Raw genomic sequence first — 14,520 nt, forward strand, 5'->3', positions numbered from 1 at the left:
CGGTTACATTCCGAACCCGGAAGCTAAGCCTTACAGCGCCGATGGTACTGCAGGGGGGACCCTGTGGGAGAGTAGGACGCCGCCGAACAATTATTTCAAAAAGCCCCTTCCCCTCCGGGAAGGGGCTTTTTGCGTTACCCTCTGCCAATGCAGAACCTGACCCTGACCTGGCAGTCCGCCGGGGCCGCCGCCATCGGCCTCCACGCGGGCGCGTACGCCGCGGCGAAGGGCCGGAAGCCGGCGCTGTCCGCTCTGCTGCGGGAGGCCGGCACGCTGCTGGCGCTGTTCGCGCTCTGGCAGCTGGTCGGGCACCTCTCGGTGATGAGTACGGACCACGCGCTGGACCGAGCGAGCTGGATCCACCACACCGAGCAGGTGGTCGGGCTGCCGGACGAGGCGTCCTGGCAGCGGGCGGTCACGCCGTACCCGGTGCTGGTGAGGCTGGCGAACTACTACTACGCGGCCATGCACTTCGCCGTGATGCTGGGCGTGCTGCTCTGGGTGTTCGTGCGGCACCGCGAGCGCTACGCGTGGGTGCGCAACACGGTGGTGATCACGACCGCGGTCTGCCTGCTGGTGCAGTTCATCCCGGTGGCGCCGCCGCGGATGCTGCCGGAGAGCGGTTTCGTCGACGTGGCCGCCCAGTACGGGCAGTCGGTCTACGGCGGCGCGGTCGGCGGTGTGGTGGTGGCCGATCAGCTGTCGGCCATGCCCTCGGTGCACGTCGCCTGGTGCGTGCTGGCGGCGGTCGCGGTGATCCGGGTGTCGCGCAGTTCACTGCGATGGGTGATGGTGCTGCATCCGGTGCTGACGGTGGCCGTGGTGGTGGTGACGGCGAACCACTTCTGGTCGGACGGCATCGTGGCGGTGGTGATCCTGCTCCTCGCCTACGCTGTGCTGGCGCTGGCGGCACGCCGACGGGGCCGGGCCTCCGTCGGGACGGAGATCCGGCCCCGCGGCACCGCCGAGGAGCAGTTGGAGCAGGTGGGCTGACCGAGGTCGTTCCCGGCCGGTTACTTGACCGGCAGGGCGATCTTTCCCCAGGAGCCGTTGCTCAGTGCGGAGGTGGCCCAGTACCAGGCGGCGAGTCCGGAGACGGCCGCGATCCAGCCGGCGACCTTGGCCAGGCCGCCGTAGCCGCCGAAGGTGGCGATGGCGGAGAGCAGCAGGGAGACCGTCAGCAGACCGTAGACGGCCCGGCCGAGCAGGCCCGAACCCCAGCTCGCGGCGGTGAGGGTGAGGGCGAGCAGGGCCCACAGCAGCAGGAAGAGTCCGGCGGCGTTCTTGCCCGCCCCCGCGGCCGTTGACCAGGTCGCCCAGAAGGCGCCGAGGGTGGTGAAGGCGGTTCCGGTGAAGCCCTCGCCGCCGCGGAGTTGCCAGAGGCCCGCGATGAAGAGGGTGACGCCGCCGAGGATATGGGCGAGGTGGGCCGCGTTCCCGGCTCCGGCGCCGTGCAGGATGCCGGTGGAGAGCAGGCCGTAGGCGAGCAGTGTGAGACCGAGCGCGAGGTAGCCGAGGTTACCCGCGTCGGCTCCGGTGGAGCGGGCGTTCGTTGCCCCGGAAGCTTCGTTGCTCACCGGAGGCTCCTTTCACTCTGGGCGCGCGCAGGGCGCAGTAACGCTGTGGTGTCGTCTCGATGAGTGGATGCGCGCGACCGCGCCGAAGGCGCACGGCTGTGAGTGTGCGCGGGCTGCGGTCGGAAGTGAGGGGCCATCGGAAGTGGTGGGCCAGCGGAGAGCCGCTGGTCGTGCCCCCGCCGGAGGGAATCTCCGGTGAGATCGGTCTACCCGACCCCGTTTCGCTTGTACCCTTGTGAATATAACAATTTGTGACTGCGTCAGCACGGCGCCGGCAAGGCACAGACGCCGCGCCGACATGCGCCGACACTCGCCGGCATGCGCCGGCCTCCGGACGCTCAGGTCTTGCGCTGGGTGGGCACCCGCAGGGTCAGGATCGCCATGTCGTCGGACGGCGGCTCCGGGGCGAAGCGTTCGACCGCACGCTGCACCCTCGCCGCGACCGCCCCGGCGGTCAGGCCGGTACAGCCGGTGAGCACCTCGGCGAGGCCGTCGTCGCCCAGCATCCGCCGGCCCTCGCGGCGTTCGGTGACCCCGTCGGTGACACAGAGCAGGACCTCGCCGGGGGCGAGCACCAGGTGCTCGGCGGTGAGGTCGAGGTCGTCCATGACGCCGAGCAGCGGCTGCGGGGTGGCTGCCCGGTCGACCTGGCCGTCGGTGCGCAGCCGCAGCGGCAGCGGGTGGCCGGCGCAGACCAGGGAGAGCTCGGTGCTGCCGTCCGGGCGGGGCGTCAGTTCGCCGTAGAGCAGGGTGAGGAAGCGGCTGCGCGAACCCTCGTCCAGGATGGCCGCGTTGAGCCGGCGCAGCACCTGCGGGGCGTCCAGGCCCTCGCGGGCGAGGAGCCGCAGCGAGTGCCGGGCCAGGCCGGTGACCGAGGCGGCCTCGGGGCCGGTGCCGCAGACGTCGCCGATGGCGAAGCCGTAGGTGCCCTCGCGGATGGTGAACAGGTCGTAGAAGTCGCCGCCGACCTCGTTGCCCTCGCCGGCCGCCTGGTAGTAGACGTCCACCTCGACTCCGGGGATCTCCGGCAGGTCCGGCGGGAGCAGGCTGCGCTGGAGGGCCTGGCTGGTGGCGGTGCGCTCGGAGTAGAGGCGGGAGTTGTCCAGGGCGAGGGCGGCCCGGCGGGAGAGGTCCTCGGCGAGTTCGAGGATCTCCTGGCGGAATCCGACGCCGGCCGGGACGCCGAGCACCAGCAGGCCGATGACGCGGTTGCGGGCGGTCAGTGCGAGGACGACGGTCTCGCCGAGCAGGCCGGCGAGTTCCGGGCTGTCGGCGAGACCGCCCGCCTCGGCGGACTCGGCGAGGGCTGTCCAGAACCGGACGCCGTGGGCGGGGCCGGCCTCCGGTACGGGCGTCTTGTCGAGCAGGTCGCGCAGCGGGTCGATGCGGTCCTCGTCCTCGTGCAGGACGAAGGCGAGCCTGGCCGGTGAGGAGCGGTCGGCGGTGGTGTAGACGGCACACCAGGAGGCGAGGGTGGGGACGGCCATCTGGGCCATCAGCGCGAGGGTCTGCTCGTGTTCGAGGGTGCCGGCCAGCAGGTCGGAGGCCTCGACCAGGAAGGAGAGCGAGCCGCGGCGCAGCTGTTCGAGCTCGGTCAGCCGGGTGCTCTCGACGGCGAGGGCGACCCGGTCGGCGGCGAACTGCAGGCGCAGCGCGTCCTCGTTGTCGTAGCGGCCGGGCACGGCGGCGGCGATGCCCAGCGAACCGATCAGCCGGCCCTCGACCTTGAGCGGGACGGTGATCAGGGAGCGCATTCCGCTGTCGGAGAGCAGTGGCAGGCCGGTGGGCCGGGCGGAGAGGTCCTCGTGGACGGAGGGCAGCCGGGCGGAGTCGTAGCGGTTGCCGGTGCCGACCGGGAAGCGGGTGTGCCTGCGGTGTCCGGAGGTGAGGCCGGTGGCGGCGCGGACCTCGAACTCGGCCTCGTCGTCGGTGGTGAGCAGCAGGTACGCGGCGTCGCCGTCGAGCAGGTCGCGGGCGCGTTCGACGGTGCGCTGGAGCAGGGTGTCGAGGTCGTCGGTGGCGACCGGGCCGGCCAGCAGGTCGAGCCGGGGGCCGGCCGGGTCGGGGCGCTCGCCGGGCAGGGCCCGGGCGGGGGAGCGCAGCACCGCGCGGTCGGGTTCGAGGACCAGCAGGCAGAGGGTGGAGGGGACGCCCTCGGTGTCGCGCAGCCGGACCTGGGCGCCGTACACCTCGACCTCCTGGCCGTCCTGGCGTCGGATGCCGTAGCCGCCCTCCCAGCGGGCCATCCGCAGGGTGTCGGTCAGGCCGAGGCCGCGGGCGGGGGACTTGGGCCAGACCGCGAGGTCGGCCCAGGGGCGGCCGAGGACGGCCGCGGCGGGGTACTGGAAGAGCGCCTCGGCGTCCGGGTTCCAGGCCAGCACCCGGCCGTCCTCGTCGAGCTGGACGACGGCGACGCGCACCGGGCCGGGGCCGCTGGGCAGATCGCTGCCGGGGGTCGCGGGAACGGCGTAGCGGGTCCCGGACACGTGTGCGGGCAGGGCGAGGCGGAACCAGACGGTCTTGCGGCCGGCCGCGTACTCGACGCCCCACCGCTCCGAGAGGGCGGAGCACATCAGCAGGCCGCGACCGCCCTCGCCGTCCGGGTCGGCGTAGCGGTCGGAGCCGGTGACCGGACCGTCGCCGAGCGAGGGCAGGCCGCGCTCGGGGTGGTGGTCGGTGACCTCGATCCGGACGCTCTCCTCCTCGCGCAGGCAGCAGACCTCCGCGGCGGTGCCGGCGTGCACGACGGCGTTGGTGACGAGCTCGCTGACCAGCACGACCGCGTCGTCGACGACCTCGGGCAGGCCCCAGCCGAGCAGCGCGTCCCGGACGAACCCCCGTGCGGCGGCCGCGGACCGGCCGTCGGGATCGAAGGTGGCGGCTGCGCGCGCGGTGACCACGTTGCCACTTCTCCTCTGCTGCTCTTGCCCTGGCTGTCCGGGGTGCGGCGCCGAATCCCCGTGCGCGCCGTCGGGGTGAGCGGCGGCGCTGGGTCGGGTCGTGGCCCGGTGCAGCGCTCCACCCTACTTTCCGCTTGGTTCCCCGTGGGGACGGGGAGTCGAAACAGGCACCTGAGGGTGATTCTGCCCACCTGTTTCGGACGGTGCGGTACGAACCGAGCACAACCGGCCGTGCACCCGGTGCCGGTGCTGCCAGACTGGGGGGTCCGCGACGGCCGGTGAGAGCAGTACGGTCGTGTGGGTGCCGGCGCGTCGCGGACCGTCGGCACGCAGCCCAGCCGGGCCGGTGCCCGGGTGCGTGCCGCACCGGCACGGTCGGTCACCGGACAGTTCACGATGTGGGAGGGGCCCGTTGAGTTCGGCCACCAAGGACGCAACCGGAACGACGCCGCCCACTGTGCGCGGTGGACGCCCCGGGGCCGTGCCGCGGAACGCGGCCGGCCGACGGGCGCCGGGCCACAATCGTGGCGCGGAGCCCGCCGAGCTGCGCAAGCTGCTGTCGGCGCTGACCGCGATGCGGGACGGCAACTTCCGCCGCCGGCTGACCGTCCCGGGGGACGGGCCGCTGGCCGAGATCGCCGCGGTGTTCAACGAGGTCGCCGAGCGCAACCAGCACCTGACCGGTGAACTGGCGAGGGTCCGGCGCGCGGTGGGCCGCGAGGGCCGGCTGAACGAGCGGCTGGAGACCGGCGCGGGCGAGGGCGCCTGGATGGCGGCGGTCGACAACTGCAACGCGCTGATCGACGACCTGGCCCGCCCGATGGCCGAGGTGGGCCGGGTGCTCACCTCGATCGCCGAGGGCGACCTGGACCAGAAGATGGAGCTGCGCTCGCTGCACAGCAACGGGGTGAGCCACCCGCTGCGCGGCGAGTACCTGAAGATCGGGCGGACCGTCAACGGGCTGGTGGACCAGCTCTCCGAGTTCACCGACGAGGTGACCCGGGTGGCCCGCGAGGTCGGTACCGAGGGCAAGCTCGGCGGCCAGGCCAAGGTCCGCAGCGTGTCCGGCAGTTGGAAGGACCTGGCGGACTCGGTCAACACCATGGCGGGCCGGCTGACCGCCCAGGTGCGCAACATCGCCCAGGTGACCACGGCGGTGGCCAAGGGCGATCTGTCCCGCAAGGTCACCGTCGAGGTGGCCGGCGAGATGCTGGAGCTGAAGAACACCGTCAACACGATGGTCGACCAGCTGAACGGGTTCGCCGCCCAGGTCACCACGGTGGCCCGGGACGTGGGGACGGAGGGCCGGCTCGGAGGGCAGGCCCAGGTGCCGGGCGTGGCCGGGGTCTGGCGCGACCTGACCGACTCGGTGAACTTCATGGCGAACAACCTGACCGGCCAGGTGCGCAACATCGCCCAGGTGACGACCGCGGTCGCCAAGGGCGACCTGTCGCAGAAGATCGAGGTGGACGCGCGCGGAGAGATGCTGGAGCTGAAGAACACCATCAACACGATGGTCGACCAGCTCTCCGGCTTCGCCGAGCAGGTGACCCGGGTGGCCCGTCAGGTGGGCACCGAGGGGCGGCTCGGCGGTCAGGCGCAGGTGCCCTGGGCGGCCGGGGTCTGGCGGGACCTGACCGACAACGTCAACTTCATGGCGAACAACCTCACCGATCAGGTGCGCAACATCGCCCAGGTGACGACCGCGGTCGCCAAGGGCGACCTGTCGCAGAAGATCCAGGTGGACGCGCGCGGGGAGATCCTCGAGCTGAAGAACACCATCAACACGATGGTGGACCAGCTGGGCGCCTTCGCGGACGAGGTGACCCGGGTCGCCCGGGACGTGGGCACCGAGGGCATCCTCGGCGGCCAGGCCAGCGTGCCCGGCGTGGCCGGGATCTGGAAGGACCTGACCAACTCCGTCAACCTGATGGCCAACAACCTGACCAGCCAGGTCCGGAACATCGCCGAGGTGACCACGGCGGTGGCGCGCGGCGACGTCTCCAAGAAGATCACCGTCGACGCCCGGGGCGAGATCCTGGAGCTGGTGACGACCGTCAACACGATGGTGGACCAGCTGTCGGCGTTCGCCGACGAGGTGACCCGGGTGGCCCGCGAGGTGGGCACCGAGGGCATCCTGGGCGGCCAGGCCCGGGTGCGAGGGGTGTCGGGCATCTGGAAGGACCTGACCGACAACGTCAACTTCATGGCGTCGAACCTGACCGGGCAGGTGCGCAACATCGCCGAGGTCGCCGGTGCGGTGGCCCGCGGCGACCTCTCCAAGAAGATCGCCATCGACGCCCAGGGCGAGGTGGCGGCGCTCGCCGCGACCCTCAACACCATGGTCGACCAGCTGTCCTCCTTCGCGGTGGAGGTCACCCGGGTGGCCCGCGAGGTCGGCACCGACGGCACCCTGGGCGGCCAGGCCAGCGTGCCGGGCGTGGCCGGCATCTGGAAGGACCTGACCGACAACGTCAACCAGATGGCCAACAACCTCACCGGCCAGGTGCGGAACATCGCGCTGGTGATCACCGCGGTGGCCCGCGGCGACCTCTCGCAGAAGATCGACGTCGACGCGCGCGGCGAGATCCTCCAGCTCAAGACCAACATCAACACCATGGTCGACCAGCTGTCGGCGTTCGCCGACGAGGTGACCCGGGTGGCCCGCGAGGTGGGCACCGACGGGCGGCTCGGCGGCCAGGCCCGGGTGCCCGGCGTGGACGGCACCTGGCAGGACCTCACCGAGTCGGTGAACGAGCTGGCCAACAACCTGACCCGGCAGGTGCGCGCGATCGCCCAGGTCGCCACCGCGGTCACCAGGGGCGACCTGAGCCTGCGGATCGACGTGGACGCCGCGGGCGAGCTCGACGAGCTCAAGGACAACATCAACCAGATGATCGCCAACCTGCGCGAGACCACCCGCACCAACCAGGAGCAGGACTGGCTCAAGACCAACCTGGCCCGGATCTCCGGTCTGCTCCAGGGCCGCCGGGACCTGGAGGCGGTCGCCTCGCTGATCATGACCGAGCTGACCCCGGTGGTCTCCGCCCAGCACGGAGCGTTCTTCCTCGCCCAGCCGGCCGGCCGCACCGCCGAGCTGATCACCGAGGACGACGACGAGAACGACACCGTGCTGCGCCTGATCGGCAGCTACGGCTACCAGCGGCGGGCGATGCCGACCACCTTCCGCCCCGGCGAGTCGCTGATCGGCCAGGCCGCGGTGGAGAAGCGGGCGATCATCCTCAAGGAGGCGCCGCCCGGGTACCTGAAGATCGCCTCCGGGCTCGGCGAGGCCTCCCCGGCCCACATCGTGGTGCTGCCGGTGCTGTTCGAGGGCCGGCTGCTGGGCGTGATCGAACTGGCCACCTTCAGCTCCTTCACCACCGTCGCGCTGGACTTCCTGAACCAGATCGCGGACCTCATCGGCGTCACGGTCAACACCATCAGCGTCAACACCAAGACCGAGGGCCTGCTGCTGGAGTCCCAGCGCCTCACCGCCGAACTCTCGATGCGGTCCGCCGAGTTGGAGGCCCGCCAGGAGGAACTGGAGCGCACCAACGAGGAGTTGCAGGAGAAGGCCGAGCAACTCGCCCAGCAGAACCGCGACATCGAGATCAAGAACGGCGAGATCGAAGAGGCCCGGCAGGTCCTGGAGGAGCGCGCCGAGCAGCTCGCCCTGGCCTCCCGGTACAAGAGCGAGTTCCTCGCCAACATGTCGCACGAGCTGCGCACCCCGCTCAACTCGCTGCTGATCCTGGCCAAGCTGCTCTCCGACAACAACGAGGGCAACCTCTCGCCGAAGCAGGTCGAGTTCGCCGACACCATCCACGGCGCCGGCTCCGACCTGCTCCAGCTGATCAACGACATCCTCGACCTGTCCAAGGTCGAGGCCGGCAAGATGGACGTCCGCCCGGCCCGGATCGCGCTGGTCCAGCTGGTCGACTACGTCGAGGCCACCTTCCAGCCGGTCGCGCTGGACAAGAACCTGGACTTCGCCGTCCGGGTCTCGCCCGCCCTGCCGGTCACCCTGCACACCGACGAGCAGCGGCTCCAGCAGGTGCTGCGCAACCTGATCTCCAACGCGGTGAAGTTCACCGACGCCGGAGCCGTCGACTTCTCGATCCGCCCGGCCGGCCGGGAGGTCCCGCAGGACGTGCGCGAGCGGCTGCTGGAGTCCGGCTCGATCCAGGGCCCGGACGACGAGCTGATCGCCTTCGCGGTCTCCGACACCGGCATCGGCATCCCCGGGAACAAGCTGCGCGAGATCTTCGAGGCGTTCAAGCAGGCCGACGGCACCACCAGCCGCAAGTACGGCGGCACCGGCCTCGGCCTGTCCATCAGCCGCGAGATCGCCCGGCTGCTCGGCGGCGAGATCCACGCCGAGAGCGAGCTGGGCAAGGGCTCGACCTTCACGCTCTACCTGCCGCTGCGCACCGAGGCCCCGGAGGCCGTCGGCGACCCCCGCCCGACCGTGCCGGCCGCCCTGGCGCCGCGCGCCTCGGTCGGGGTGACCCCGGTGGGCCTGCCGGTGCCGGTCGGCGAGAACCCGGCCGACCACTGGGCCCAGGAGGTCCGCGAGCTGGCCGAGGAGCGCCGCCGCGGCGCGGTGGAGCGCCGGCGCAGTGCCGCCCTGGAGAGCGCCGCCGGACCGCGGACGGTGGAGCCCCTCCAGCCCCGCCCGGTCAACGGCGACCGGCGCTTCGACGGCCAGCAGGTGCTGATCGTGGACGACGACGTCCGCAACGTGTTCGCGCTCACCAGCGTGCTGGAGCAGCACGGCCTGACCGTCCTGTACGCCGAGAACGGCCGCGAGGGCATCGAGATGCTGGAGCAGCACGAGAACGTGGCGCTGGTCCTGATGGACATCATGATGCCGGAGATGGACGGCTACGCGACCACCGAGGCGATCCGCCGGATGCCCCAGTTCGCGGGCCTGCCGATCATCGCGCTGACCGCCAAGGCGATGAAGGGCGACCGGGAGAAGTCGCTGCAGGCGGGTGCCACCGACCACATCACCAAGCCGGTGGAGACCGACCACCTGCTGTCGGTCATGCGCGAGTGGCTGAACGCGGACCGCGCGTGATCGCGGGGGAGGCGTGAACCCCGGATCGGGCCCCGGGGTTCACGTCGGCCGGTCGGCCGGTTTGCTGGCGGTCGGGCCCGGGAACCGGGTAGGGTCACCGATCGTTGCGAACAGTGACCGGATGGCGACACGCTGCTGAGCGTGCGCCGGAGCACTGGCTGCGCGCCGCCCCGGATCGGGTCACGACGGGGCGATGTGCCGGGCGAGGGGGTGCGGCTAGCATGACCGGGGTAGCGGTGGGCAGTACGCGGGTGCCTGCACCGGGCGGCAGGCAGGCGACAGGAGGGCGAGCCCTGATGCAGAAGGCCAAGATCCTCCTGGTCGACGACCGACCGGAGAACCTGCTGGCGCTGGAGGCGATCCTCTCGGCCCTGGACCAGACACTGGTCCGTGCGGCCTCGGGTGAGGAGGCGCTGAAGGCGCTGCTCACCGACGACTTCGCGGTGATCCTGCTGGACGTCCAGATGCCGGGGATGGACGGCTTCGAGACCGCCGCCCACATCAAGCGCCGCGAGCGCACCCGGGACATCCCGATCATCTTCCTGACCGCGATCAACCACGGCCCGCACCACACCTTCCGCGGCTACGCGGCCGGCGCGGTGGACTACATCTCCAAGCCCTTCGACCCGTGGGTGCTGCGCGCCAAGGTCTCCGTCTTCGTCGACCTGTACGCGAAGAACTGCCAGCTGAAGGAGCAGGCCGCGCTGCTGCGCCTGCAGCTGGAGGAGGGCGGCGACGAGCGGGCCCTCGGCGGGGCGCTGCTGGGTGAGCTGTCCGCGCGGCTGGCGGCGGTCGAGGAGCAGGCGGAGGCGCTCGGCAAGCAGCTGGACGGCGGCGAGGACGCCGGGGTGGCCGCCACCGCGGCGCACCTGGAGCGCAAGCTCGCCGGGCTGCGCCGGGCCCTGGACGCGATGCGCCCGGGCAGTTCCTGATCCCCTGCCGGGGTTCACCCGTCCGGGTGGTCCGGTGCGGCGACCGGGTGAATCCCGGTCAGGGTGACGGTGTGTCTGCGACACGTCCCGGCGCCCGGGCTCGGGCACATGTGCAGTGGTCGTCGGCCCCGGTAGGCTGCTGACCCATGGCCACTCGCACGCCCGGGAACGCAGCACGTAAGTCGAGTCCGGGAGCGTCCGGGAAGGCCGCGGCGAAGGCCCCGGGCAAGCCGCCGGCGAAGAAGGCGGCGGCCGGGAAGGCGGCTCCCGCGAAGAAGGCGGCGGCCAAGCCGGCCGCACCCGCGCCGAAGCCGTCCAGATCGGTGCTGATGGGCGCGCTCAACGCCCTGGCCAGCCCGATCGCGGCGATCTTCCGGGGCTTCGGCGACGGCGCCAAGAACCTGCATCCGGACCACCGCAAGGACGGTGTGGGCCTGCTGCTGTTCGCGCTCGCGCTGGTGACCGCGGCCGGCACCTGGTTCAGCCCGCAGGGCTGGCTGGGGGAGGGGGCCACCGCCGTGGTGTCCGGGCTGTTCGGCCGGCTCGACGTGCTGGTGCCGTTCCTGCTGGCCGCGATGGCGATCAGGCTCTGGCGCCACCCGGAGCTGCCGGAGGCCAACGGGCGGATCATGATCGGGCTGAGCGCGCTGCTGGTCGGCGTCCTCGGCCTGGTCCACATCGGCTGCGGCGCGCCCATGATGGGCAGCGGCGCCTCCCGGATAAGGGCGGCCGGCGGAATCATCGGCTGGGCCGCGTCCACCCCGATGATGGCCGCCGCCGGGCCGGCGCTCGCCGTGCCGCTGCTCCTGCTGCTGGCCTTCTTCGGCCTGCTGGTGGTCACCGCCACCCCGATCAACCGGATCGGCGAGCGGGTGCGGGGGATCGGCATACGGCTGGGCGTGGTCGAGCCCGGGCCGGAGGACGGGCGGTGGGGGCGCGCGCCGGAGCGCGAGCTGTCCACCGACCCGCCGGAGGACGCCGACCCCGACGCGCTGCCGTTCACCGTGGACACCGACAGTGACGACCCCTCGGACGAGGTGGCCGCCCGCCGGCGCCGCCGCCGGCGCAAGCCCGCCGAGGAGCCGGAGGACGCCGAGCGGATCTCCCTGGACAAGGAGCCGCTGGACCCCTACGCCACCCGCGACCTCGCCGCCGGCGCGGCCGCGGACCTGGACGGCGCCCTGGTCTACGGCGTGCCCGCCTCCTCCGCTGTGGCGGACATGATGCACCAGGTGCAGGACCGCACCGCCCCGCCGGAGGAGGCCGCCGTCCCCGCCGCCCGCAGCGGCGGCCCGGGCGCGCCCGAGGAGCACGGCGCGGCGCCGGTGCGGATGGAGCAGCTGCAGTTCGGCGAGGGCGTCACCTATGCCTTGCCCCCGCTCGACCTTCTGGAGCGCGGCGGCCCGGCCAAGGCCCGCAGCGCCCTCAACGACGAGGTGGTCGCCCAGCTCACCGGCACCTTCGCCGAGTTCAAGGTGGACGCCAGGGTCACCGGCTTCACCCGGGGGCCGACGGTCACCCGCTACGAGGTCGAGCTCGGCCCGGCCGTCAAGGTGGAGCGGATCACCGCGCTCGCCAAGAACATCGCGTACGCGGTGGCCAGCCCGGACGTGCGGATCATCAGCCCGATCCCCGGAAAGTCCGCGGTCGGGATCGAGATCCCCAACCGGGACCGCGAGATGGTCAACCTCGGCGACCTGCTGCGCTCGCGCACGGCCGCCGAGGACACCCACCCGATGGTCGTCGGCATGGGCAAGGACGTCGAGGGCCACACCGTGATGGCCAACCTCGCCAAGATGCCGCACATCCTGGTGGCCGGCGCGACCGGCGCGGGCAAGTCCTCCTGCATCAACTGCCTGATCACCTCGATCCTCGCCCGGGCCACCCCGGACGAGGTGCGGATGGTGCTGGTCGACCCCAAGCGGGTCGAGCTGACCGCGTACGAGGGCATCCCGCACCTGATCACGCCGATCATCACCAACCCCAAGAAGGCCGCCGAGGCCCTCCAGTGGGTGGTGCGCGAGATGGACATGCGCTACGACGACCTCGCGGCGTTCGGCTTCCGGCACGTGGACGACTTCAACGCGGCGGTGCGGGCCGGCAGGGTCACCCCGCCGCTCGGCAGCGAGCGCGAGCTGACGCCGTACCCGTACCTGCTGGTGATCGTCGACGAGCTGGCCGACCTGATGATGGTCGCGCCGCGCGACGTCGAGGACTCGGTGGTCCGGATCACCCAGCTGGCCCGCGCGGCCGGCATCCACCTGGTGCTCGCCACCCAGCGGCCCTCGGTGGACGTGGTCACCGGCCTGATCAAGGCCAACGTGCCGTCCCGGCTGGCCTTCGCGACCTCCGCGATGGCCGACTCCCGGGTCATCCTGGACCAGCCCGGCGCCGAGAAGCTGATCGGCAAGGGCGACGCGCTCTTCCTGCCGATGGGCGCCAGCAAGCCGATCCGGATGCAGGGCGCGTTCGTCACCGAGGCGGAGATCGCCAGGGTGGTGCAGCACTGCAAGGACCAGCTGACCGCCGTCTACCGGGACGACGTGACGGTCGGGGGCGGGCCGAAGAAGGAGATCGACGAGGAGATCGGCGACGACCTGGACCTGCTGATCCAGGCGGCCGAGCTGGTGGTCTCCACCCAGTTCGGCTCGACCTCGATGCTCCAGCGCAAGCTCCGGGTCGGCTTCGCGAAGGCGGGCCGGCTGATGGACCTGATGGAGTCGCGCGGGATCGTCGGTCCGAGCGAGGGCTCCAAGGCCCGCGACGTGCTGGTGAAGCCGGACGAGCTGGACGGGGTGCTGATCACCCTTCGGGGCTGACGGCCGGGCCCCGACGGGGCCCGGCCCGTGTCCTGGGCGAGGTGTCACTCGTTCGGAGGAGGGTAGGCGCCGCGTGGGGAACCGAACGTGCGTACACCGCGTCACACCGCGGAAAGCGGACCCCGGATTCCCCGCGCGGCCGCGCTGACGGCCCGTCGGCGCGGTTCCGGACCCCGGTCGGACCGGGAGTGCGCATTCGGCCCGTTCCGCTTGAGAAACGATCCGCCCACGCCCCTAGACTGTTCCCCAGCAGGTGGCCATCCGCTCGAAAGGCGTGCCCCGTGACCATCGGCAAGTCCTCCGACCGCGAGAACACCATGCCGTCCCTCGAACCGGCCGACGACGTGGTGCAGGCGGCCGATGCCCCGAGCATCGGCCGGGTGCTGTCCACCGCCCGGATCGACGCGGGGCTCACGGTGGACCAGGTGAGTACCGCCACCCGGGTCCGGGTGCCGATCGTCCATGCCATCGAGGCGGACGACTTCGCCCGCTGCGGCGGCGACTTCTACGCCCGCGGGCACATCCGCCTGATCGCCCGGGTGGTCGGCCTGGACGGCGAGGCGCTGGTCGCCCGGTACGACGCCGCGCACGGCGGCCCGCCCGCCGCCAGGCGTCCGGCGACCCAGCTGATCGACAGCGGCCCGATCAAGGTGCCCCGCCGCGGCCGGCCGAACTGGGCGGCCGCCATGGTCGCCGCGATCGTCGCCGTGGTCGCGCTGATCGGCTTCAACCTGGTCAGCGGCACGGGCGGGCGCGGCAGCACCGGCTCGGCCAGCGCGCCGCTGCCCAGCGGCTCCGGGACCGGCTCGGTGGCCCCCGCCGCCACGCCCGCCGTCCAGCCGCCGGCTCCTGTGCCCAGCGCCGCCGCGATCGCCGCCGTCCCGGCCGACAAGGTCACCGTGAAGCTGGTCGCCGAGGGCACCAGCTGGGTCTCGGCGATGGACGGCAGTGGCAAATCGCTGTTCCAGAACAACATCAGCAACGGCCAGGACCAGACCTTCACCGACCCCCGGCAGATCAAGCTGGTGCTCGGCAACGGCGGGGCCGTGCACGCGTACGTCAACGGGAAGGACCTCGGCCTCCTCGGCAAGGACGGCCAGGTGGTGCACGTCACGTACACCCCCGGAGACCCGCAGGCTGGCTGACCACAGGGGCCGAACAGCCCGCTGATGATCAGCTGATCCGAGGCGCGCGGGCTCCGGGGCCAAC

The 14,520-nt window shown here is 72.1% G+C and carries 7 protein-coding genes and 1 rRNA gene; 6 read left to right on the forward strand and 2 right to left on the reverse strand.

The window, feature by feature from the left end; genetic code table 11:
• A 5S ribosomal RNA gene (gene rrf / locus ACFVVA_RS30860) occupies positions 1-88 on the forward strand; the annotation flags it as partial.
• A gap of 59 nt (positions 89-147) precedes the next feature.
• Positions 148-993, forward strand: coding sequence for a phosphatase PAP2 family protein (locus ACFVVA_RS30865; RefSeq protein ID WP_387694048.1), 846 nt, complete (start codon positions 148-150; stop codon positions 991-993).
• Positions 994-1,013: 20 nt separating this feature from the next.
• Here the strand turns inward: ACFVVA_RS30865 and ACFVVA_RS30870 are convergent, their stop codons facing one another.
• Positions 1,014-1,577, reverse strand: coding sequence for a GPR1/FUN34/YaaH family transporter (locus tag ACFVVA_RS30870; RefSeq protein WP_387694049.1), 564 nt, complete (start codon positions 1,575-1,577; stop codon positions 1,014-1,016).
• 338 nt (positions 1,578-1,915) lie between these two features.
• Positions 1,916-4,477, reverse strand: coding sequence for a SpoIIE family protein phosphatase (locus ACFVVA_RS30875; protein ID WP_387694050.1), 2,562 nt, complete (start codon positions 4,475-4,477; stop codon positions 1,916-1,918).
• Between the two features lie 481 nt (positions 4,478-4,958).
• Between ACFVVA_RS30875 and ACFVVA_RS30880 the strand changes: the two genes are divergently transcribed.
• From ACFVVA_RS30880 to ACFVVA_RS30895, 4 genes are all read left to right on the forward strand, one after another.
• On the forward strand, positions 4,959-9,560 hold the full coding sequence (locus tag ACFVVA_RS30880) for a HAMP domain-containing protein (RefSeq protein ID WP_387694051.1): 4,602 nt from the start codon (positions 4,959-4,961) through the stop codon (positions 9,558-9,560).
• A gap of 293 nt (positions 9,561-9,853) precedes the next feature.
• The gene (locus tag ACFVVA_RS30885; protein ID WP_359913916.1) at positions 9,854-10,492 is read left to right on the forward strand and encodes a response regulator; all 639 of its coding nucleotides are present in this window, start codon (positions 9,854-9,856) and stop codon (positions 10,490-10,492) included.
• Positions 10,493-10,638: 146 nt separating this feature from the next.
• On the forward strand, positions 10,639-13,311 hold the full coding sequence (locus tag ACFVVA_RS30890; RefSeq protein WP_387694052.1) for a DNA translocase FtsK: 2,673 nt from the start codon (positions 10,639-10,641) through the stop codon (positions 13,309-13,311).
• A 281-nt stretch (positions 13,312-13,592) separates the two neighbouring features.
• Positions 13,593-14,456: a helix-turn-helix domain-containing protein gene (locus ACFVVA_RS30895; protein WP_387694053.1), complete on the forward strand. Its 864-nt coding sequence runs from the start codon at positions 13,593-13,595 to the stop codon at positions 14,454-14,456.
• Positions 14,457-14,520 lie beyond the last annotated feature (64 nt).

The organism is Kitasatospora sp. NPDC058048 (assembly GCF_042885555.1).
Classification (GTDB): domain Bacteria; phylum Actinomycetota; class Actinomycetes; order Streptomycetales; family Streptomycetaceae; genus Kitasatospora; species Kitasatospora lactacystinica.

Bases quoted from the DNA above. Each gene is read 5' to 3' on its own strand.
- ACFVVA_RS30865 (WP_387694048.1), top strand. From the start codon at position 148: ATGCAGAACCTGACCCTGACCTGGCAGTCCGCCGGGGCCGCCGCCATC.
- ACFVVA_RS30890 (WP_387694052.1), top strand. From the start codon at position 10,639: ATGGCCACTCGCACGCCCGGGAACGCAGCACGTAAGTCGAGTCCGGGA.